At 63.3% G+C, this 19,968-nt stretch carries 20 protein-coding genes; 15 read left to right on the forward strand and 5 right to left on the reverse strand.

The window, feature by feature from the left end:
• Positions 1–28: 28 nt before the first annotated feature.
• Genes HMPREF3087_RS04255 through HMPREF3087_RS04270 form a run of 4 tightly spaced genes read right to left on the reverse strand, consistent with a single transcriptional unit; the run spans position 29 to position 4,039 of the window.
• Positions 29–649, reverse strand: coding sequence for a prepilin peptidase (locus HMPREF3087_RS04255; RefSeq protein WP_070428175.1), 621 nt, complete (start codon positions 647–649; stop codon positions 29–31).
• Positions 646–1,113, reverse strand: coding sequence for a hypothetical protein (locus tag HMPREF3087_RS10610; protein WP_176745004.1), 468 nt, complete (start codon positions 1,111–1,113; stop codon positions 646–648). Before HMPREF3087_RS10610 ends, HMPREF3087_RS04255 begins: the two co-directional genes overlap by 4 nt.
• Before the next feature lie 5 nt (positions 1,114–1,118).
• Positions 1,119–2,333, reverse strand: a complete 1,215-nt coding sequence (locus tag HMPREF3087_RS04265) for a hypothetical protein (protein WP_070428177.1) — start codon at positions 2,331–2,333, stop codon at positions 1,119–1,121.
• Positions 2,330–4,039 (reverse strand): OmpA family protein, encoded by a 1,710-nt coding sequence (locus HMPREF3087_RS04270; protein WP_070428178.1) that lies wholly within the window; start codon positions 4,037–4,039, stop codon positions 2,330–2,332. Before HMPREF3087_RS04270 ends, HMPREF3087_RS04265 begins: the two co-directional genes overlap by 4 nt.
• A 576-nt stretch (positions 4,040–4,615) precedes the next feature.
• Between HMPREF3087_RS04270 and HMPREF3087_RS04275 the strand changes: the two genes are divergently transcribed.
• From HMPREF3087_RS04275 to HMPREF3087_RS04335, 13 genes are all read left to right on the forward strand, one after another.
• Positions 4,616–5,434 (forward strand): hypothetical protein, encoded by an 819-nt coding sequence (locus tag HMPREF3087_RS04275; RefSeq protein ID WP_070428179.1) that lies wholly within the window; start codon positions 4,616–4,618, stop codon positions 5,432–5,434.
• On the forward strand, positions 5,431–6,225 hold the full coding sequence (cpaB, locus tag HMPREF3087_RS04280) for a Flp pilus assembly protein CpaB (protein ID WP_070428180.1): 795 nt from the start codon (positions 5,431–5,433) through the stop codon (positions 6,223–6,225). The genes HMPREF3087_RS04275 and cpaB overlap by 4 nt, the downstream gene beginning before the upstream one ends.
• Positions 6,226–6,257: 32 nt before the next feature.
• Positions 6,258–8,051, forward strand: coding sequence for a nucleotide-binding protein (locus tag HMPREF3087_RS04285; protein WP_070428181.1), 1,794 nt, complete (start codon positions 6,258–6,260; stop codon positions 8,049–8,051).
• Positions 8,048–8,449 carry a TadE/TadG family type IV pilus assembly protein gene (locus HMPREF3087_RS04290; protein ID WP_141738866.1) on the forward strand — a complete coding sequence of 134 codons (402 nt, stop codon included), beginning with the start codon at positions 8,048–8,050 and terminating at the stop codon, positions 8,447–8,449. Before HMPREF3087_RS04285 ends, HMPREF3087_RS04290 begins: the two co-directional genes overlap by 4 nt.
• Positions 8,449–9,777: a TadA family conjugal transfer-associated ATPase gene (locus HMPREF3087_RS04295; RefSeq protein ID WP_070428183.1), complete on the forward strand. Its 1,329-nt coding sequence runs from the start codon at positions 8,449–8,451 to the stop codon at positions 9,775–9,777. The genes HMPREF3087_RS04290 and HMPREF3087_RS04295 overlap by 1 nt, the downstream gene beginning before the upstream one ends.
• The gene (locus tag HMPREF3087_RS04300) at positions 9,774–10,706 is read left to right on the forward strand and encodes a type II secretion system F family protein (RefSeq protein ID WP_070428184.1); all 933 of its coding nucleotides are present in this window, start codon (positions 9,774–9,776) and stop codon (positions 10,704–10,706) included. Before HMPREF3087_RS04295 ends, HMPREF3087_RS04300 begins: the two co-directional genes overlap by 4 nt.
• Positions 10,703–11,611: a type II secretion system F family protein gene (locus HMPREF3087_RS04305; protein WP_083272024.1), complete on the forward strand. Its 909-nt coding sequence runs from the start codon at positions 10,703–10,705 to the stop codon at positions 11,609–11,611. Before HMPREF3087_RS04300 ends, HMPREF3087_RS04305 begins: the two co-directional genes overlap by 4 nt.
• On the forward strand, positions 11,608–12,813 hold the full coding sequence (locus HMPREF3087_RS04310) for a sensor histidine kinase (RefSeq protein WP_070428185.1): 1,206 nt from the start codon (positions 11,608–11,610) through the stop codon (positions 12,811–12,813). Before HMPREF3087_RS04305 ends, HMPREF3087_RS04310 begins: the two co-directional genes overlap by 4 nt.
• Complete coding sequence (locus HMPREF3087_RS04315; RefSeq protein WP_070428186.1) at positions 12,782–13,510, forward strand: LuxR C-terminal-related transcriptional regulator; 729 nt, start codon at positions 12,782–12,784, stop codon at positions 13,508–13,510. The genes HMPREF3087_RS04310 and HMPREF3087_RS04315 overlap by 32 nt, the downstream gene beginning before the upstream one ends.
• Positions 13,511–13,553: 43 nt before the next feature.
• The gene (locus tag HMPREF3087_RS04320; protein WP_070428187.1) at positions 13,554–14,324 is read left to right on the forward strand and encodes a hypothetical protein; all 771 of its coding nucleotides are present in this window, start codon (positions 13,554–13,556) and stop codon (positions 14,322–14,324) included.
• A 136-nt stretch (positions 14,325–14,460) separates the two neighbouring features.
• Positions 14,461–14,679 (forward strand): hypothetical protein, encoded by a 219-nt coding sequence (locus HMPREF3087_RS04325; RefSeq protein WP_070428188.1) that lies wholly within the window; start codon positions 14,461–14,463, stop codon positions 14,677–14,679.
• Between the two features lie 121 nt (positions 14,680–14,800).
• Positions 14,801–15,319, forward strand: coding sequence for a ferritin (locus HMPREF3087_RS04330; RefSeq protein WP_070428189.1), 519 nt, complete (start codon positions 14,801–14,803; stop codon positions 15,317–15,319).
• Between the two features lie 151 nt (positions 15,320–15,470).
• The gene (locus HMPREF3087_RS04335) at positions 15,471–17,141 is read left to right on the forward strand and encodes a long-chain-fatty-acid--CoA ligase (RefSeq protein ID WP_070428190.1); all 1,671 of its coding nucleotides are present in this window, start codon (positions 15,471–15,473) and stop codon (positions 17,139–17,141) included.
• Positions 17,142–17,285: 144 nt separating this feature from the next.
• On the opposite strand, the gene HMPREF3087_RS04340 is transcribed toward HMPREF3087_RS04335, so the two are convergent.
• On the reverse strand, positions 17,286–18,827 hold the full coding sequence (locus tag HMPREF3087_RS04340) for an AMP-binding protein (RefSeq protein WP_256173032.1): 1,542 nt from the start codon (positions 18,825–18,827) through the stop codon (positions 17,286–17,288).
• Between the two features lie 143 nt (positions 18,828–18,970).
• Between HMPREF3087_RS04340 and HMPREF3087_RS04345 the strand changes: the two genes are divergently transcribed.
• Both HMPREF3087_RS04345 and HMPREF3087_RS04350 read left to right on the forward strand, forming a co-directional pair.
• The gene (locus HMPREF3087_RS04345; protein WP_070428192.1) at positions 18,971–19,588 is read left to right on the forward strand and encodes a PH domain-containing protein; all 618 of its coding nucleotides are present in this window, start codon (positions 18,971–18,973) and stop codon (positions 19,586–19,588) included.
• A gap of 85 nt (positions 19,589–19,673) precedes the next feature.
• Positions 19,674–19,901: an amphi-Trp domain-containing protein gene (locus HMPREF3087_RS04350; RefSeq protein ID WP_070428193.1), complete on the forward strand. Its 228-nt coding sequence runs from the start codon at positions 19,674–19,676 to the stop codon at positions 19,899–19,901.
• Positions 19,902–19,968: the final 67 nt, after the last annotated feature.

A 19,968-nucleotide genomic window follows, 5' to 3' on the forward strand; every position in this document is an offset into this window, starting at 1 on the left:
ACAAGGGCCCACCTTGGGGCCCATATGTTCAGGTCAGCGCTGCGGCACCAACGCAGGTGATGAGAGCAGCCACCAGCATCGCGGGACCGAAGGCAATATGAACGTTCTTCACACGCCGAAGCACGACCGCGACAAGCAGCCCGTGAACAACTCCCACGCACAGCGTCAGGACGAGGGCAGCGATGACCATTCGCCAGCCGTACCAGCCGATCAGCATGCCGATGACCGCGGCGAGTTTGACATCGCCGAACCCCAAGGACGCGGGAGCCAGAACAAACAGAACGCCGAAAACCGCGGTGAGGAGCACCGCGCCCACAACCGCCTGCACTAAGCGGTCCCCCGCATCGTCAGCTATCGCGGCCCACACGCTGCCCGCAAAGACAAGCGCCAGCAACGGCAGAACCACAACGTCTGGCAATCGGTGTTCGCGCAGATCCACCCAGATCAGCAGCGGCACAGCAAGAGCGAAGAGCACCGCGGGAACACGGTGCCAACCAGCACTGGGCCCCATAAGCAGCCACACGGCTGAGGCAAGCACAACCGCAGCAACAGCACAGATACCCCAGCCCCACCTCGTGGGCTCAGAGTCAGCGAACAGAGTTCGCGTCCTCAGCCAAGTGCGGAAGCGACTGTCGGATGCCCTGCTCATAGGCGCCGGCTTCGCTGCCGTCGGTTCGCAAAGCGCTGAGACACACCGGCACTGGCCGAAGGCCACACGGCAGCGACTGCCAGCCCCAAAGCAACACTCAGCACAGCCCATCCCAGCATGAAGGCCGCCTGCACGTACAGTTCATGTTCGGCCGGCTGGGCCCACACGCAGATCCCCGCGGCAGCCAAACCAACACCGAGCACAATGACAATCACGTGCGCAACCAGCATGTTCACCGCGCACATGGAAGAAGACGCCGACAGCCGGCGCATAGCCACCGTGAACGCACCGTCAACACAGACGTGCAAAAGCAGCACACCGACAAGGACCAGAACAGACGCCGCCGCACTCCCCCACAGAACGGAAACGCTCGGAATGACCATCAGACCGACGGCCGTCGAAAACAGAACAACAACCAGGTGCGCGAAAGCGGCGAACACGACGATGGAGGGAAACACGCGCACCGCACTCACCCCTGTCCTTCGGGAGTGCTGTCCGCATCGCAGTTGACGAAGGGCTCAAGGCGGTCCTGCGGCCGCTGCAGGTCGATTGCCTCACCGCTGATCAGCCGCGGTTCAAAGGCGTCAGCCGCACCTGCCGTGCCAGACGAGCCCGCAGCCATGGGCGCGCCCGCGGCCAAAGCCAACGTCGCCTGCGCCGAAAGGGGCCCGCCGGTCGGGTTCTTGTACGAGGTTTCAACGAGAACCGCGTCCGGCTGCAGTCGCCGTGCAAGATCGTCTGTTGGGTACCTGCGGTCATCACCCGGCGCTGAGCTTTCCGCGTACGGGCGCAGCGGCAGCGACCGGAAGGTGTAGCCCACAGCGCTCTGCTCATTTGGAAACGCCGCGTCGAAAACCTGCGCGTTCTTCTCTTCCGTCAGATCCAGGGTGTAGGACCGCAGTGTGAACAGCTGGCTGTCCGTCTGGCTTTTCTTCGCAAACTTCACTGACGGCTGCGTACCCGTCAGAACACGCAGGTCCCATCCTTTGCGAGCAGGCCCCAGCAGGGTCAGGCTTAAAGGCTTGCCGTCAGCGCTGTACTCGGTGGCGACGATGACGTGGTGGTCAATACCCAGCCACTGCACCAGGCCCGTCAGCAGTCCCCCGACCGGCGCTGGGAGTTCGACTGCCTGAGCCACGCTGTAGCCGCCGCCGGGCTTGCCGGCGGCCACCGTCGAGCCGTCTTCGGTCCGAGCAACGTCCGAGGTGTCGCCCGCCTCGGTGCGCGATCCCAAGCCCACTTTGTCGAGGGAACCGAGGACCGCTTGGGTTGGTCCTGTCACGCCTGGACCCCAGACCCGGTCTGCTGCCCGGGACTCTGTTTGGTTTCGCCCGACCATCCACCGCAGGGCTCTCTGGCCGCTGGAAAAGCGATGAGACCGCATCCCGTCCCCACCGTCGCCGACCACGCCGGCTGTGCCATCGGCGAAGAACCGCAGACCCATACCGCCCGCCTGTTCGTAGTAGACGGGGGTCGCAGCCTGTCCTCTCACGGTCGAGGTGGTGTCGACGGTGCACGCACGGGTCATGACTTCCGCTGTGCGACAGGAACCGAACGCTTCGCACGTCTTCGCCTGCCCGCTGAAGCCGATGCGCGGGGCCACCGGGATGAGCACCGCGCTGGCAACGCCGATGACCGCCAGGCCGGCGATTGCGGCCGACTGCAGGCGGCCGAAGAGCCTCACTCCTGCCCGCCGCTGCTGATTTCGTCAACGGTCAGCGGCCACGTTCCGCTGTTGGCGATGCGCAGGGTCAGCTTTTCGCGTTCCAGCACTTCCGCCGGGAACATCGAGAACATCTGGGAGGGTTCGACAAAGGCGCCTTCGACCGTTGAAGCGCCTTCCGTGCACAGGCAGTCCGCGTCGCCGCCGGTGACCGGCAGGAACTGCTCCCCAGTTTCTTCGTCGATGAGCGACACGTTGGCGCCCGACGGCGCACCTGCGTAACTGTAGGGGTTGAGACCGAAGTGCAGAAATCTGGTCACCTGTTCGGTTCCGACGAACAGTCCGGCTACAGGCTGCGCATTTTCGTCCGGCAGCGCAAACGCGTAGTCAAGCCGGGCGAACTTGCCATCGGCTTTCAATCCGCGCAGGTCAATGCGAAGGTCCTTGCCGCCTGTCGACATTCCCGGCTGCTTGAGGATGGCCGATGCAGCAGCACCGTCCGCTGTTTCGGCTTCCTCCATTTTTGGAGCGTCCTCCAGCTTTTCGCCAGTGTCGATCTTCGTGTCGGCACCTTCTTTCGGCGTGTAGTCGAAAGACACGCGGCGGTTCTGCTTGCGGTTCTCTTCGATCGGCTTGCCCTCTGAGTCCTTGTTCGGCGCCAGCGGTTCTTTTTCACCGCGGCCTTCCGTCTTCAAGGTGATGTCCGCACCTTCGAGGGGCTTTTTGAGGGCTTTTTCAACAGCCTTCGCCCGCTCTTCGGAGAGCTTCTGGTTGTACGCCTCTTCACCCTGATCGTCCGTGTGTCCGACGATCGTCACAGTCTGTCCCTCAGCGCTTTCGCGCAGCGTCTTCGCGGCATCATCAAGAACCTTTTTGCCCTCTGAGGTGATGGTGCTGGAATCGAAGTCGAAGAGGACGTCCGAAGTCACCGACAGCTGAAGCTGGTCATCTGCCTGTGTCTGGCGCGAACCAGCGACGTTCTTGATGTTCTCTCGCAGCGGCAGAACAGCTCGCTGTGCGTCAGCACTGCCGTATTCGTCCGGAGGGTCTTCTTCGAAAGCGGCCTTTTCTGGAATCGGGTTCTCAAAGGGCGTGTCTGTGCTTATGGGAAGGGCTTCGGTCGGCACCGCGTGTTCGCCCATGAGAACACGGACATCGGAAGACTCCGGTGCGGGGAAATCAACCCAGAAAAGTTCGACGTTCCCCTCCCTCGGCTCAAAGAACGTCCTGCTTTTGGCCTCGGAGCACAGGCACGCGTCTTTTCGATCGAAGGATCCAGCTTCAGCGCCTGCTTCCTGCAGCGGCTCGTAGAGCTTGCCGCCGGCTTCGTCGACCAGTCGAATCCAGGGACCCCTGTGGAAGGCTTTGCGGCCCACCGCCAGAGTCTCCGAACCCAGCGAGGCGCCCTCAGAAGAGCGCAGCCACGCGCCGACCATGCGAACCGTATCGCCGTTCTTGTCGAGTGACAGAATTCTGGCGCGGCTCTTTGCTTCCACGCTGCCGTCTGCGCCGAATGCGGGAACGTTAAAATCCACGGTGCCGATGCCGGCGAGTTTCGGGTCGCTGAAGAACCCCGAGTCATCCACTGCCGGCTGTGTCGACTGCGTGTCCTCGGTCGCGTGATCTTCTGTCTTGTCCGCTTTACCCTCCGATTCACCCCCGAAGGAACATCCAGAGAGCACCAGAAGAGACGTCACAAAAACAGAAGCAGCGGTTCGCAGGCGCACCGTGGAATTCCTCCTATGCGAGTTCGGCCTGGTCAGGCTAGCCGCACGGGCTAAGACACAGGCGAACTTAGCACCCGATGCTCAGCCGGATCAGCACTGTCAGAAAGCGTGCACACACTGTTCACGTGGAGTTAACTGACTTTCACGCCACCTCCGCTACCGATGTTCCGCGCCTGGTCAGGGCTGTGCGGGGGCATCACCACCACAGCCCCGCCGACTCCCCCTCTCATCATGTGGACGCCACTTAGGACCGTAGACCCTAATCGAGGCCCACAGAAACGAAGCCGCGGCGTGCCGCTGGCGGCAGGCTCAGACGCCGAGATCCCCGAGTTTTCCGGCCAAACAGCCTCTGACCTGCACAAACAAGCGCGCATACAGCGGGTTAATCCTTATTGAACCTTCGCTGACCAGGACTTTTGGGCCTTGATTGGCAGGAAAACGCCGCCCTAGAGTCAAGGCCGTAAGCACTTGGGCACCGCGTCCCGCCGCCTCGTAATCCGTATCGATGCAGTGAGCGGCCACTAGCCACGAACCTGCGCCAAGTCACAACCGATACAGCAAACGAGGGAGATATCCGTGTCCGACCGCCGGGTCCTGCTTCCCGAGAATGTCTGGTGCTTCGACGGTACGTTCGAATGCGCCGCCCTCGCGGTCGAACGCGCGGGGGGCAATCCCCCGCTGATCGTCATCGAAGCCGGCAACACCAGCGAAGAAACCTTCGTCGGCCAGGCGCGTTCCGCTCAAGTCGACTCTGAGCTCATCATCTTTCCCAGCCGCCTGGGCTCTCTGGGGCGCGCAGCCATGGCCGATTTCGCCAGGCAGCTGACAGCTCAACACGACCCCGGCCTCGTCATGGCGATCCTGGAGGAAATCGAGCGAGCCTCGCGCAACTTCGTCATCACCGGCAAGCCGGGCAGCCTCAAGCGCCCCAACCCCAAGCTGTGGCAACACCTCCTCGGTTTTCTGCCGTCACGGACCGCGCTCGGCGAGCTCGACGGAAGCGTAAGAATCATCGGTCCCAAGGGACTCCCCGACGACACGCGCCGCGAGTACGCCTTGCCGAACATGGTGCTGCACTCCACTGCACCACAGGCAAACGCTGAAGCGTGCCGCAGAGTGCTCAGCGAGTTCTCGCAAGCTGCTTCAGCGGCACAGCACATCACCCACCCGCGGCTGACAGAAACCCAAGCCGAATGGTGGGGACCGCGCGACGCCGTCGAAATCGTCGCCGTACCCGCCGACATTTCGCCGATCACCGCTTCGGTCAAACACCGAGCGCGCACCTGCTCCTGGTGCGGTCTGTCGACCGTCACCCCTGTGTGCGGCTTCTGCCGCGCGGACGGCGAAGCACCCCGTTCCACCTCGCGCCCCAAACCTGAAGGACAGTACGCATGAATCCTCGTCAGCGCCGCGGTGTCATCACCCTGATCATCGCCGCTATCGGTGCGATCGCCGTGTTCCTCGGGATCGTCGCCTACGTCGGAAACGTCAACGCCGAAGTGGGCCCCCGCGTGACCGTGTACAAAGCGGCCGAAGACATCGGCACGTACCAGACGATCAACCCCGAAGAAGACGTCGAAACGGTCGAGATTCCCGAAAAGTACGTCACCCCGCTCATGATCACCTCGCTTGATCAGCTTGCCGGGCAGAAGGCGCGCACATCGATCACCGCCGGTTCAATCCTGCAGACCGATTCGCTCACCCCCGTTTCAGCTCTCGAAGACGGCGAGCGCGAAGTGACCATCACGTTTGAAGCCGCGGAGGGCATCAACGGACGCGTACAGCCCGGTGACGTCGTCGACGTGGTCGCCGCCTTCGCCCGCGAACGCGAAGACAAATCAAACGGCGGGGACTACCGACGCGCGGACATCCCCTACAACGTCGCCGGTGTTCTCGTGGCAAACGCCAAAGTCATCGCGGTCGGCCAGGCCGCCCCCGAGATCGACGTCAAAGGCGGCCAGGGCGCTGGCGAATCCGCTGTCGAAGGCGTAGCTGAAAAAGTCGCCGTGACATTCGCAGTATCGGTCAAAGACGCTGCCCGACTGTCCTACGGCGAAAGCTTCGCGGTGTCCATGCGCCTGCTGCGCTCGGGCAACAACGAAACCGGTTCGAAGATCAAGGACGGCGACAAGTCCTTCGAAGATCCCGATCTGCCGCCGGCTCTTGGGTCGACGGGCAGCAAGTGACCAACGCGGCAGAACACAGGAGGAAGCACACCATGACCACCGCGCTCATCGTCAGTGCCGATGAACAGAGGGCCTGGCAGATCCGAGAGGCACTCAGCGCGGCCGATGTCGAAATCGGCCAGGTATTCGCCACCTCCCACGCCCTGCTTCATCGACTGGCCCAGCCGGGCGAAGCTCCCGTCGATCTTCTGGTGATCGATGAGAACTCAACGCCGATGAACCAGTGGGACCTCATCCGCGAACTCGGGGTTCGACAGCCGACAAGCGCTGTTCTCGCGGTTGTCACCGAGCCTCAGCCGGAGGACTACACGGCAGCGCTGTCCAACGGCGCCCGAGGGGTCGTGCGCTTTCCGCTGTCCTACGAGGAGATCGCCTCACTGGTCGAAAGCGCTGTCGGCTGGTCGGCCGTTCTGCGCGATGTAGTTGCCGCACCGGCGGAAGACACGGTTGACCGTGGCGGCAAGATCCTCGTCACCGCGGGCGCTAAGGGCGGCACCGGCACGACCACGCTGGCTCTGCACCTGGCGCTGCGCGCAGCGGCGCACCGTCCCAACGACCGGATTGTCTTCGTGGACTTCGACCTGCAGAAGCCCGATGCGTCGGTCCTGCTGGACGTTCCCCAGAACCGCAACCTCACGGACCTTTTGGGTGTCATCGAAGAGCTCACACCGCGGCACCTGGACGATGTGCTCTTCCGCCACCCCAGTGGCCTGCGGGTGCTCTTCGGCCCGGAACACGGTGAAGACGGCGAGCGCGTCACAGAGTTTGCCGCCCGCCAAATGCTCAGCATGCTCGCCGCACGCGCGGACCTTGTAGTTGTCGACGTCGGCTCTGTCATCGGCGAAGCCGGTGCGACGGCACTTGAAATGGCACACACCATCCTCAGCGTGTCGACCCTCGACGTTCTGAGCCTGCGGGGTGTGCACCGGCAGACGGAGCTGTGGGACAGGCTCAACATCCAAACGGAGGGCTCCGTGCGGATTGTTCTGAACAGGGTCACGAAGAACAGCGACCTCAGCCCGAGCGCTGCTAAGCGCATCCTCAACTATCCACTGCTCGAAGCCGTGGCTCACGAAGACACAAAGGGCTTGGAAGCAGCGGTCAACCGCCGCGATGCCGAGCTTGCCTCACCGGTGTGGAAGCAGGACCTCGACGCTATCCTCCAGGAGCTCAGCATCATCGCTCCCCCGTCGATTCACGACAAGCCACAGCGTCCCCGCTTCGGCAGAGGCGGCAAGAAGAAAAAGGACAGCGACTCGCATGATGCGCTCCCTCCCGGCGGACAGAACAGCAGTCCGGCCCCGGCCGCACAGGCAGACCAGGGGCAGCTTCCACCTCGACCCGAACAGCCGCCGGCAGTCGGCAGCCAGCCCACAGGTGCTCTCCAACCGGCTGGCGCGTCAGCACCCGTCGCGAGCGCAGACAATGCGGAGGCTTCACTCAAACGCCCCCGATCGCGCAGCCGCTTCCGCAGGGCGGGCAAGGCCGGTTCGGAACGCGGAGCAGTCAGCATTGAGGCGCTCGGCATCGCAACCCTGTTCGGCATCTGCGCGGCAATTGCATTCCAGATGCTGCTCGTGGGCGTCACGTTCGTGCTCGCCAGCCACGCAGCTGACGAAGGTGCCCGCGCAGCCGCGGTCGGGGACAATGCCACCGCCGCCGCGGTGAGCGCAACACCCGGCGCGTGGGCTGACGACATGACGGTGAGCCAGGCCGGCGATCGGGTCACCGTGAGGATGAAATCCCCGTCTCTCATTCCGAAGACCGCTGACTTCGCCCTGATCATTCCCGCCAGCGCAGGCGTTGTGAAGGAGCCATCGTGGTGAGCGTCCGCAAACTCAAAGACCGCCTGCACGCTGCCCGCACGGGTGAGCGCGGTGTCGTCAGCATTGAATTCCTCGGCAGCGCCACCATGTTCCTGGTCGCAGGGCTGATCGCCCTGCAGATCATGCTCGCCATGCACGCCCTGTCTCAGGCAAACCACGCTGCGCGCAACGGCGCTCGTGCCGAGGCCATCAGCATGGGCAGCGGCACCCCGGCAGCCTACGCGGCAGTCAGCGAATCGCTGCGCAGCGAAACCCGCGCGCACTGCGGCGGGGCCAAAGAGATCAACTGCACGGTGCAGATCGACATGCCGTACCTGGGCATGAACTGGATTTCGCAGATCATCCCGCCCGTCACGGTCACGCGCACTGCACACTTTGTACGGACGGAACCCTACTGATGGCACTCCTCAACCGCACCCGCGGCAAACGCACCGACGACTTCGAGTTTGCAGGCGGTGAACAGCTCAGCCCCGAACAGCAGACCATCCGCACCTACCGGAAGATGCTGCTGGACGAAGTCGACCTCGACGAGCTGAGCAAATACGACGCGACACAGCGCCGTGTTCGGCTCGAGCGTGTGCTCAGCCACCTGATTTCCCAGTCCGGTCCCGTCATGTCGGCGTCCGCCCGACAGTCGCTCATCCGCCGTGTCGTCGACGAAGCTCTCGGCCTCGGTGTCCTCGAACCTCTGCTGGCCGACCCGTCCGTCACCGAAATCATGGTCAACGGACCCGACGATGTCTACGTTGAACGCCGCGGTCGCCTGCAGAAGCTCGACATGGGCTTTTCGAACTCCGCACAGCTGATGCAGACAATCGACAGGATCGTCGCGGCGGTCAACCGCCGCGTTGACGAGTCCTCCCCCATGGTGGATGCACGCCTGCCCACCGGTGAGCGCGTCAACGTCATCGTCCCACCCCTGGCGCTCGACGGCCCCACCATGACCATCCGCCGCTTCCCCACTCCCTTCACCCTCGACGACCTCATCGAAAAAGGATCACTCGACCCCACCTCGCGCGACTTCCTCGCATCATGCGTGCGGGCACGATTCAACATCGTGGTCTCCGGAGGCACCGGCACGGGTAAGACGACGATGCTCAATGCGCTGTCCGGTCTGATCTCGGATGCCGACCGCATCGTCACGATCGAAGACTCCGCCGAACTCCAGCTGCAGCAGCCCCACGTGGTCCGCCTGGAATCCCGTCCGGCCAATATCGAAGGCAAGGGGCAGGTGACGATTCGCGACCTGGTCCGCAACAGCCTCCGCATGCGGCCTGACCGCATCATCGTCGGTGAGGTCCGCGGTGGTGAGACCCTCGACATGCTCCAGGCGATGAACACCGGTCACGACGGCTCTTTGGTGACAGTGCACGCCAACAACGCAGCCGATGCGGTATCACGTCTTGAAACCCTCGCGTCGATGAGCGAACTGTCAATTCCCTACGCTGCGCTGCGCGACCAGATCAATTCCGCGGTCGACCTCATCGTCCAGCTGTCCCGCGGTGTTGACGGTTCGCGCCGCATTTCCGAGATCGCCGCCGTGACCTCCAAGAGTCGCGAAGAGTTCACGCTCTCCCCCATCATGAGCTTCAACGCCGACCCGATCACGGAAGAGCGCAGGGTTACGGGACGCTTCGTCTTCCACCCCCTGCCGGAGATCATTGCCCACCGCATGTGGCTTGCCGGTGAACAGCTGCCCGCGGGCATCCCCGGGGTTGAGGCATGAATCCAGCAGCGATTCTGCTGATCGCCGCCGCCGTCGTCATTCTCGGCGCGGCGGGTTTCTCTGCTTTCCTCCTGGGCACGTGGGACCGACAGTCGATCGTTCAGCGCGAGCGCTCGCTCATTCGCAGTGTGGGACTGCGCGCGACGATCTTCGACCCCCTCGATCGACTGCTTATGAAGCTGTCGCCCATTCGGAAACTGCAGCGGCTCATGACAGAAGCGAACGTGCGCCGACTGCGCGTCAGCGAGTTCCTCCTGCTGGTGACAGCGGCCGCTGTGCTGACAACCGTCATGTTCAACCGGATCATGGCGCTGCACTGGGCGGTGCTGCTGGGCGCCGGCGTTTTCTTCGTCGCCTTCTACGTTCTCACCGTGCTGCACCGCCGCCAGTACGAGCAGATTGTGGCCCAGCTGCCCGAGTTCGCCCGCATTCTGGCCTCAACGACCGGAGCTGGTCTGTCCATTCAGACGGCGCTGCACATTGCCGGTGAAGAGCTTCCCGACCCCGCCGGCCGCGAAATCAGAATGCTGTCACGCGAACTCGATCTGGGCACTCCGCTGGACATCGCGTTCGAACGCCTGCGTGATCGGGTTCCCGGCCGCGACTTGGGAGTTCTCGTGTCCACACTGGTCATTTCCCACCGTTCCGGCGGTTCGCTCATCACAGCTCTTCGCGACCTGTCCACCACACTGGAGAACCGCAAGGAAACCACCCGTGAGGTCCGCACCCTCGTCGCCGAAGCCAGCTACACCGGCTACATGGTCGCCGGCATGGGCGTAGTTCTCATGGCCGTGCTCATGCTCATCAATGACCAGGTTCTCTACGAGATGACCAGCTCAATCGTCGGCCAGGTGGTCCTCGTCATCACGGGAGGCGCCTACCTCCTGGGTCTCTTCATCATCAACCGTCTGACGAGGGTCAAACTGTGATCGCACTCGCTTTCGGGCTGTGCGCCCTGCTCATCTGCCTTACCGCCTACCGCGGGCTGAGCATGATGCGCTCAGACCCCCTCGACGCCCTGTCAGAACAGGATCGCGCGCTTGTGCGCGTTCCCGTGCAGAAGCAGAAAGCCCAAACGGGTCCTCTCAGCCGTCTGGCTGAGCGCTTCGGGCGAGAATTCGAGAACATCCTCGGCACCGGGTATCGGAACCTGATGTCGCGCAAGATCGTCGAATCCGGCAAAGCCGACTACGCGAACTTCTCGCAGTTCATGACGATGAAGACGAAGCTCACGCTTCTGGGCATCGCTCCCGCTCTATTGCTTGGCGTGTTCTTCGGCTACTGGCTTGCCACAGTGGGAATCGTGCTGGCCCTGTTCTTCATTCCGGACATCGCCCTGTGGTCAAAGGCTTCGGAGCGGCAGGAGAAGATCGAGGACGACCTTCCGGACTTCCTCGATGTTCTGGCCGTCACGGTTTCAGCTGGTCTTTCATTCCGCGGAGCTCTCGAACGAGTCATCGACCGCTCGGAGGGTCCGCTGGCGGAAGAAATGCAGCTTGTTCTACGCCAAATGGACGTCGGGGAATCACGGTCGGAAGCATTTGCGAGCCTGCGTGCCCGCAACTCGTCGAAGTCCCTGGACTCTTTTGTCGTCGCACTGCTGCAGTCGGAAGAGCTCGGCTCTCCGCTGACCGAGGCGCTCAACCAGATTGCCCTCGACATGCGCCGGGTAACGGCACAGCGTGCCCGCCAGAAAGCATCGCGAGCGAACCCCAAGATCTCCGCGGTCGTGTCACTCATCATGGTTCCGGCCACCATGCTGCTGATCGGCGTGGGCATGTACTACGCCGTCGACTTCGACTTCGGCGAAATCTTCGGAAGGGTCAAGCAGTGAAGCCGTCGTGGTCGCGCACCGAGTGGGAGCCGGGGCAGGTTCTGATCCAGGCGGGAAAACTCGTGCTGTTCATGCGTCTGCTGGCCAATCTGCCGATGGTGCTTGCGTGGCGCGACGAACCGCCGACGGTTTTTGCCGTTGTCTTCGCCGCGCTGACGACGACGGTCACCCTCGTGCTCATTCTGGCGTGGTCGTCAGTCATCCCGTTCGTCGTCAAACACCCTGCAACTGTTCTGGTCGATGTCGGCCTGTCGACGGTTCTCGTAGCGGTCTCGAGCTCATCCGCGGTGTACATTGCATACCTCCTGTGCGGCGCGTTCCTCGTGGGGATGCTGTTCGATGCGTCCTACCGGCACCTCATCACGGCACTCATCGTCGTTGTGTACGCGGCCGTGTTCATCTTCGATCCCCGCGCGACCGACACCCAGCCGGCCATCACATCGGTTTCTGTGTGGGCAACAATCGTCACGCTGATCGTGTGCGTCCACATGGGCGCAACTCTGCGCACTCTGCAGTGGCGGATTGACGCCGCCCTCGAACAGTCAGTCCAGAGCGCGCACGATGCCGCACTCGGCGAAGAGCGTTCGCGCCTTGCCCGCGAACTCCACGATTCTTTGACGAAGACACTCGTGGGCATCGGCCTGCAGGCCACGGCACTGCGGATGAAGCACCCCGAGTGCGCTGAGACCGCCGACACCATCACGCAGGCTGCCAACGAGGCGGTCAAAGAGTCCCGCAAGATCCTCACGGACCTGCGCGACGGGACGGAAACCTCCGTCAGGGAGTCGCTGCAGCGTGCGCTGGAGGAAATCGGCACGCTTTACGGCATCACAGTTAACACAGAAATCGAATCGCTCAACGTTCGCGCTTCTGAACCTGCGGTCTACGTGGTCCGCAAGATCACGGAAGAGGCCGTCATCAACGCCGCCAAACACAGCGGAACGGACGAGGTCGACGTTACGGTCCGCTTGCTGCCCGGGCGCATTACGGCTGTTGTCAGCGACAAGGGGGCTGGTATGAGCAGGGGAACCTCCGGTCGCAGCGTCGGGCATTTCGGCCTGACCGGCATGCGCGAACGCGCTGCATCGATCGGCGGCCGGATCGACATCGATTCGAAGCCCGGGACCGGAACGACCATCAGCATTGCTGCACCGCTGAAAGGACAGGAACATGACGCAGAATCTGCGTATTCTCATCGCTGACGACAATTCGGTTGTGCGGGTGGGCCTTGAACACATCATCAAGGCGCTTGACGATTTTGAGCTCGTTGCCGTGGCAGCCGATGGGGCCGAAGCGATTGAGAAGGGCCGCGAGGTCAAGCCGGACATCTGTCTGCTTGACGTGCGCATGCCCGGAACGGACGGCATTGCGGCAGCCGCCGCGCTGTCTGAGATCAGCACTGTCATCATGCTGTCGCACAGCGAAGAAACCGAGATCATCAAGGCCGCTCTGCAGGCCGGCGCACGCGGATACGTGGTCTACAGCGAATTCGATCCCGACAGCTTTGCGCACAACCTTCGGTCGGTTGCCGCCGGTTCATTCCTCATTTCTGAAACGGCTGCGGGAGCTTTTTTCCCGCCGGGAGCTGACGAGGTGCCGGCCCGGGATTCTGCCGAAGACGGCACCTTGGCAGAGCGCACCGTGGACGCCGTACCGGCTGTGGAAGCTTCTCCGGCCTCGGCTGTTGGCGGTTCAGCCCCCTTCAGCCTGTCGCAGAGGGAACGCGAAGTCATGGATCTCATTGCCGACGGTCTGACGAACCGCGCGATTGCCGAAACCCTGTTCCTGAGCGAAAAGACCGTCAAGAATCACGTCAACCACATCTTCGCCAAGCTCAGCGTGGCAAGCCGTGCTGAAGCAGTCAGTGTGTGGCTGCGCACTGTGGCGGTCCCCCACTGACCAGCGCCGAACGGAAATCAGGCACTGCAGAAAGGAAGCTCCGATGACCGATCAACCAGAAACAGCTGACGCTCCCGCGAATACTCAGCGCAAGCGTGCCCACGTGCGGCAGGACAGCGGAGAATCCGGCCAGGTGTCGATCGCCGTGATCCTCACATCGCTCGCGGTCATCGGCGCTGCGTTCGCATTCACTGTCTTCGCCGAAGCCGTCGACGTGCGCTCAAGTACCCAGAAGGGGGCCGACTCCGCGGCCACCGCAGCCGCCGAACAGGCCCGCGACCAGTGGATCGAAACCTGGCTGCGGGCGCAGAAGGCCAGCCCTAAAAAAGACCCCCGGGAGGACATGGACGAAGACCTCCCCGAGGGCGAAAAGCCGAAGGACGAAAAAAACGAGGACAAGCTGCCCGTCGAACACTTCTATTCCCCACCGGAGCCGTTCTGGGCGGGTGCGGCGATCGCGGCCCAGCCTGCGGCAGCCGCCTACGCGCAGAAGAACGACGGCGGCATTCTCACCAAGTACGTCCCCAGCGGCGGCAATCGCATCACTGTTGACGTCTTCCGAGCCAAAGACACCAAGAGCCCGCAGGGCAAAAAGTATGTTCCCGCTATTGCCGGTGATTCAACCGCCACCGCGCAGGTTGTCACTCCGCCCGGCCTTTTCTGCGCGCCCCTGCCGAACGGCACGTGGGAATCATGGACTCTGGAATGCATCAGCGCGAAGGGCACGGCCACGGCACAGTACGCAAAGAATGTGCTCGTCGCTTGGGACAAGCCGGCATTCCGCAAGATGTACACCATCCGTCTGGATCGCTGAGCGCACCCGTCTGCGGTGGGCCCAATAGCCAATTGAGCGATGGGCACAACAACCGGCCCCTGGGCCCTGGGGGAAAGAGCGGAACTGAGAAATATTTGGTTCGTAAGCACAACAGCAATTCCGAAAGGAACCTCCCATGACTGCTCTGCTCAAGATGTCCAACGAAATCCGCAACCGCGCAGAAGCTCTGCAGGATCGCGTCAACGAAAAGGGCGCAGTGTCCATCGAATACCTGGCAATCGCACTCGTCGTCGCCACGCTTCTCATTGTCGTGATTGGCGCAGCAGGCAGCGTCAGCGGTGTCCTCCAGAGCGGCTTCACGAACGCTGTCAATAAGATCTTCACCCAGGGCTGACCTCCTGATTCAGCTCAGCTGGGGCTCGGAAGCGCACGCTTCCGAGCCCCGCTTGTTTTCTCCTGGTGTTTTCCACCACTGTGCTCTTCAAATACACAGGTGGGAGTCCTAGAATTGAAACATGACACTCACACCAGAACTCGAAGCGAAGTTCAACGATCAGATCACCCTCGAATTCGAAGCCAACATGGTCTACCGCCAGCTGGCCATCGAAGCTGACAAGCAGGACCTTTCGGGCTTCGCCACCTGGCTGCGCGCTCAGGCTGACGAAGAAATCGAGCACGCCAACAAGTTCATCAACCACCTGCTGGCCCGCGACGGTTCGCCCGTCATCGGCGCTCTGTCGGCACCGAACATCGCAGCTGATCCGTCGGCTCTGACCATTTTCCAGGCCGCGCTCGACCACGAAAAGAAGGTTTCGGAAGCTATCCGCGAGCTCTACCGCGCGGCTGAATCCGCCGGGGACATCGACGCCCGCCCCATCCTCAACTGGTTCGTCGATGAACAGCTCGAAGAAGAAGACACCGTCGGCGAAATCGTCGGCCAGCTCGAGCTGATCGACGGCGACGGTTCAGGTCTGCTCCGCCTGGACAGCGAACTGGGCGCCCGCACCAGCGCGGGAACCGAAGACGACGACTGAGCCTGACCCCACCTCGGGCACGGACCTGAATTCTCACGGGCCGGCCGCTGCACTCGCAGCGGTCGGCCCGTGACATTTTCACGCCCGTGTGACGGTCGCGCGTGGTTGTGTTGGTCCCAACACACAGCACACCGCAGATGAAGGAGACCACGTGCAACCCTGGATCACGCAGCTGACCCCGCTGTCGTTTCTCGAACGTTCAGCGGAGGTGTTCCCGGACAGCCCTGCCATTGACTACAAGGACACCGTCTGGACATTCGCTGAGCTGAAAGAAGCCGCGGAGAAGCGCGCACACATGTTCCTGGATTTGGGCATCGAACCGGGCGACCGGGTGGCCTACATGCTTCCGAACGTGCCGGAAATGCTGGCCGCCCACTACGCCGTGCCGCTCATCGACGGCGTGCTCGTGGCGATCAACACCCGCCTGGCGCAGGAGGAAGTCCGCTACATCCTCGACCACTCCGGTGCGAAGGCACTCATCATCGATGCTGAGTTCCTGCCGACCATCGCGGACATCGCCGACGAACTCGAAACCGTCACCACGATCGGCGTCGTCACCGACCCGCATGCCGAAAGGCCGGCAAACGGTCCAGCAGGCAGCCCAGCAGGCACCTCGGCCGCCCAGGTGGGAACGCCTTTCGAAGACCTGCTGGCCGCAAGCGAAGCCACGACAGAGCCAGCCGCCCTCGACTGGAGCGTCGATGATGAGAACCGGCACATCTGCCTCAACTACACATCCGGCACCACCGGCAAACCGAAGGGCGTTCTCTACACGCACCGCGGCAGCTACCTCAACGCTCTCAACCAGATCACCCACCTGGGACTGAACCACAGCAGCCGCTACCTGTGGACGCTGCCGATGTTCCACTGCAACGGCTGGACGAACCCGTGGGCGCTCGTGGCCGCAGGCAGCCTTCAGGTGGGCCTGCGGGCTGTGCGCAGCGACGAAGTGTGGCGGTTGATCGAACACCACCGCCTGACTCACCTGTGCGCAGCGCCGACCGTCATCCGCACCATCACCCACGCACCCGAGGCACACCAGCTGACCCACCCGCTGACAATCACCTCGGCGGCGGCCCCGCTGAGCCCCACCACGCTGTCGGAAGTCGAAGAACTCGGCTTCACCGTCCTGCACGTGTACGGGCTGACCGAAACCTACGGGCCGTACACGGTGTGCGAACCGCAGACCGAATGGGCCCAGCTGCCCACGCCGCACCGCGCCCGCTTCCAAGCCCGACAGGGTGTTGCCCAGGTGCTCTCCGACCCCATTCGCGTAGTCGAGGCCTCCCCCGATGCTGACGGCCGCCTGGTCGATATACCGCGCGACGGTGTCACTGTCGGTGAGATCGTCATGCGCGGCAACACCGTCATGGCCGGGTACTTCCGCGACCAAGAAGCAACCGACAAGGCGTTTGCCGGCGGTTGGTTCCACTCCGGGGACCTCGCGGTGTGGCACGAGGACGGCTACGTCGAAATCCGCGACCGTGCCAAGGACGTCGTCATATCCGGCGGGGAGAACATTTCGACCATCGAAGTCGAACACGCCGTCGGCTCCCACCCGGCGGTCAGCGAAGTCGCGGTGATCGGCATTCCCGACAAAGACTGGGGCGAGCGTCCGGCAGCGTTCGTCGTGCTGCGCCCAGGCCAGGAAGCGCAGCCGCAGGAGATCATCGAGCACGTGCGCACACACATCGCCCGCTACAAAGTCCCGAAGGTCGTCGAGGTCGTCGACGAACTGCCCAAAACCTCCACCGGCAAAATCCAGAAGTTCCAGCTGCGCAATACCGCCTGGCAGGGGCTGGAAAGCAGCGTTCAGGGCTGACTCACGAGGTGCCGGTCCTGCGCCGGTGGGCCACACCCGAGGTGCCGGCCTCGGGAAGCCGGCGGCACCTCGGGAGCAGGTCATCTGAACAGAAGTGCCCGGGTGAGAGTTTTCCTCCCACCCGGGCACTGTCATGCTGCTGGCTCAGCCCTCGTATTCTTTGAGCTTGTAGCGCTGGGTCTTGCCTGACGGGGTCTTGGGCAGTTCGTCCACAAAGTGGAAGCGGCGCGGGTAGGCGTGGGCGGAATAGCCTTCGCGGACTGCCTGCTGCAGTTCCTTCGCAAGTTCGTCACCGCCGGTCCAACCGGAGCGCAGGACGATGAACGCCTCGGCGATTTCACCTCGCACACCTTCGGGGTCGGGCCTGCCGACGACTGCGACGTCAGCCACGGCGTCGTGTTCCACCAGCACGGATTCAACGTCGAACGGGCTGATGCGGTAGCCGGCCATAAGGATGAGGTCGTCATCACGGCTGGCGAAGAAGACGTCGCCGTCTTCGTCAATCCGGCCGAGGTCGCCCGTGAGGTACCAACGGCCGTCATCGGAGTAGCGGACCGCGGTGCGCTCGGGTTCATTGTGGTAGCCCATGAACCAGAAGTTCGGGCTGTTCTGGGTGTCGATCGCAATGACACCCTCGATGACGTCAGCCACGATGCCCGGCATGGGGCGGCCCATCGAGCCCTTTTTGACCGGCTGACGGTAGCTGTCGGCCCAGTGGCTGCAGATGACCATGCCCAGTTCCGTCTGGCCGTACTGGTCGCGAACCTCACAGCCCAGAGCGTCCGGCGACCACGCGAGGATGTCCGCCGTCAGCGGCTCACCGGCCGAGGATGCTCTGCGCAGGTTCGCCTTCTGATCAGTGTCCGCCTTCGCGAGGGTGCGGTAGAGCGTCGGAGCGCCGGCAAAGTTCGTGACACCCAGTTCCGTCAGCACGCGCAGAGTGTCCTCCGGGCCGGCCTTGCCGGTGTATAGGATGTTCGGCACGCCGATGGCCAGCGGGCCGACAACGCCGTAGTACAGGCCGTACGCCCAGCCGGGGTCGGCGGCGTTCCAGAAGACGTCGTCATCGCGCACATCGAGGCTGATCTTCATGTAGGTCTTGAAGGCCGCGAGTGCGCGCACGGGAACCGGCACACCCTTGGGCGCACCCGTGGTGCCCGAGGTGTAAAGCTGCAGGAACGGGTGGTCCGGCGCGGCGAGGTAGTTCTCGTTGACCGGCTCTGCGGTTTCCAGCGCGCGCTGGTATTCGCTTCCTGCCATGAACACCGGCAGGCCCAGCGGTTCGACCTTGAACAGCTGCGAGTCCTCCGTGACAACGAGCTTTGCGTCGGAGGCCTTCATGCGCATTTCCACCGCCGGGGTGGCAAAAGCGGTGAACAGCGGAATGTAGACCGCGCCCAAGCGGACGAGGGCAACAAGAGTCACCACGAGCTCTTCGCGCTTGGTCAGCAGAACACCCACGCGGTCGCCCTCGCCGATGCCCATGGACTTGAAGTGGCCGGCGAGCTTGCGGCTGCGCTCCTCCAGCTGACCGTAGGTGAGCTTTTCAACGTTGAGGTCGTGGTCGACGAAGGTGAATGCAACAGCATCCTGCGGGTGGCTGTCGCAGAGCATGGCGGCGACATCGACATCCCCGGCAAGCACCTCTTCCAGCCACGTATCGACCGTTGTCTGATCAATTGCCATGGTGACTCCCATCTCCGTGTGTGATTCAGATCATCGTATCGGGCGGCCGGGACAGGCCGCGCACGGGTCTCCTCTCGTAAGACACACCGCTCTGCGGCCACGGCACGACACGGCAGGAACACCCCACCACATAGGCTTAGGGCATGCCTGCCACGCCCTCTGATTCCCCCGCCGACCGCGGCATCCGACTGACCCGCTCGCGGGGCGCCGCCGCGTGGACGGCCGTTCTCGGCGTACTGGTGCTGCTTGCCGTCATCGACTGTGTGACACGCGGCTGGTTCACGACCGCCGCGGCGGTCTTCTTCGGAGGTGCCGCTCTGTGCTGGCTGTCGCTGAACCTGTTCGTGTTCCCCGCTCTCATCGCGCACCGGGCCGGGCTGGAGGTCCGCAATCCGCTGCGCACCGTTTTCCTGCCGTGGGGCTCTATTGCCGAGGCGGGGGGCCGCTATTTTGCCGAGCTGACCGACACTGCCGGCGAAGTCACGCGCGTGTGGGCTGCCCCCCTGTCGGCTGTGCGCACGCACAAGCAGAAGCTGCGCAAAAAGGCCGCCGATGCCGACCTGCTGGCTTCCGGCATCGACCCGAAGGCCATTCCCGATCATGCACAGCTGGGCACAGTCGATCTGATCCACCGCACAATCGCCGAGCACAGCGGGGACACCAGCGCACCCGGGCATGTGCGCAGATCCTGGAACGCCACCTCGTGGCTCGTGTTCGCAGGCCTCACCGCGGCTTCCATCGTCTTCGCCGTCATCGCATAAGCGCGTCATCGTTTGCCCCGGGCGCCCCAAGTCCGCCCCAGCCGCCGCTCACTGCGCGTTCACACTCCCCTGTTTGAATGGCCGCATGAGCAAACTCTTTGAACACGAAACCGAAGAACCCATGACCCGCGAACAGGCCGCAGAGCGCCTGCGCGAACTCGCCGACGCCCTGGCCCGCCAGAACAAGGTCCGCGTGACCGACGGCGAACACGACGTCACCGTCGACGTCCCCGACACCGTGACCTACGAATACGAAATCGAGGTCAAAGAAGGCGGCAAGTCCGAAATCGAAATCGCCATCACCTGGAAGTGAGCGCGGCAGCCGCCGCAGCCGAACAGCCCACACAAAAACGAGGTGCCGGTGCAGAATTCTGCACCGG

Source organism: Brevibacterium sp. HMSC22B09, assembly GCF_001806795.1.
Lineage (GTDB): Bacteria > Actinomycetota > Actinomycetes > Actinomycetales > Brevibacteriaceae > Brevibacterium > Brevibacterium ravenspurgense.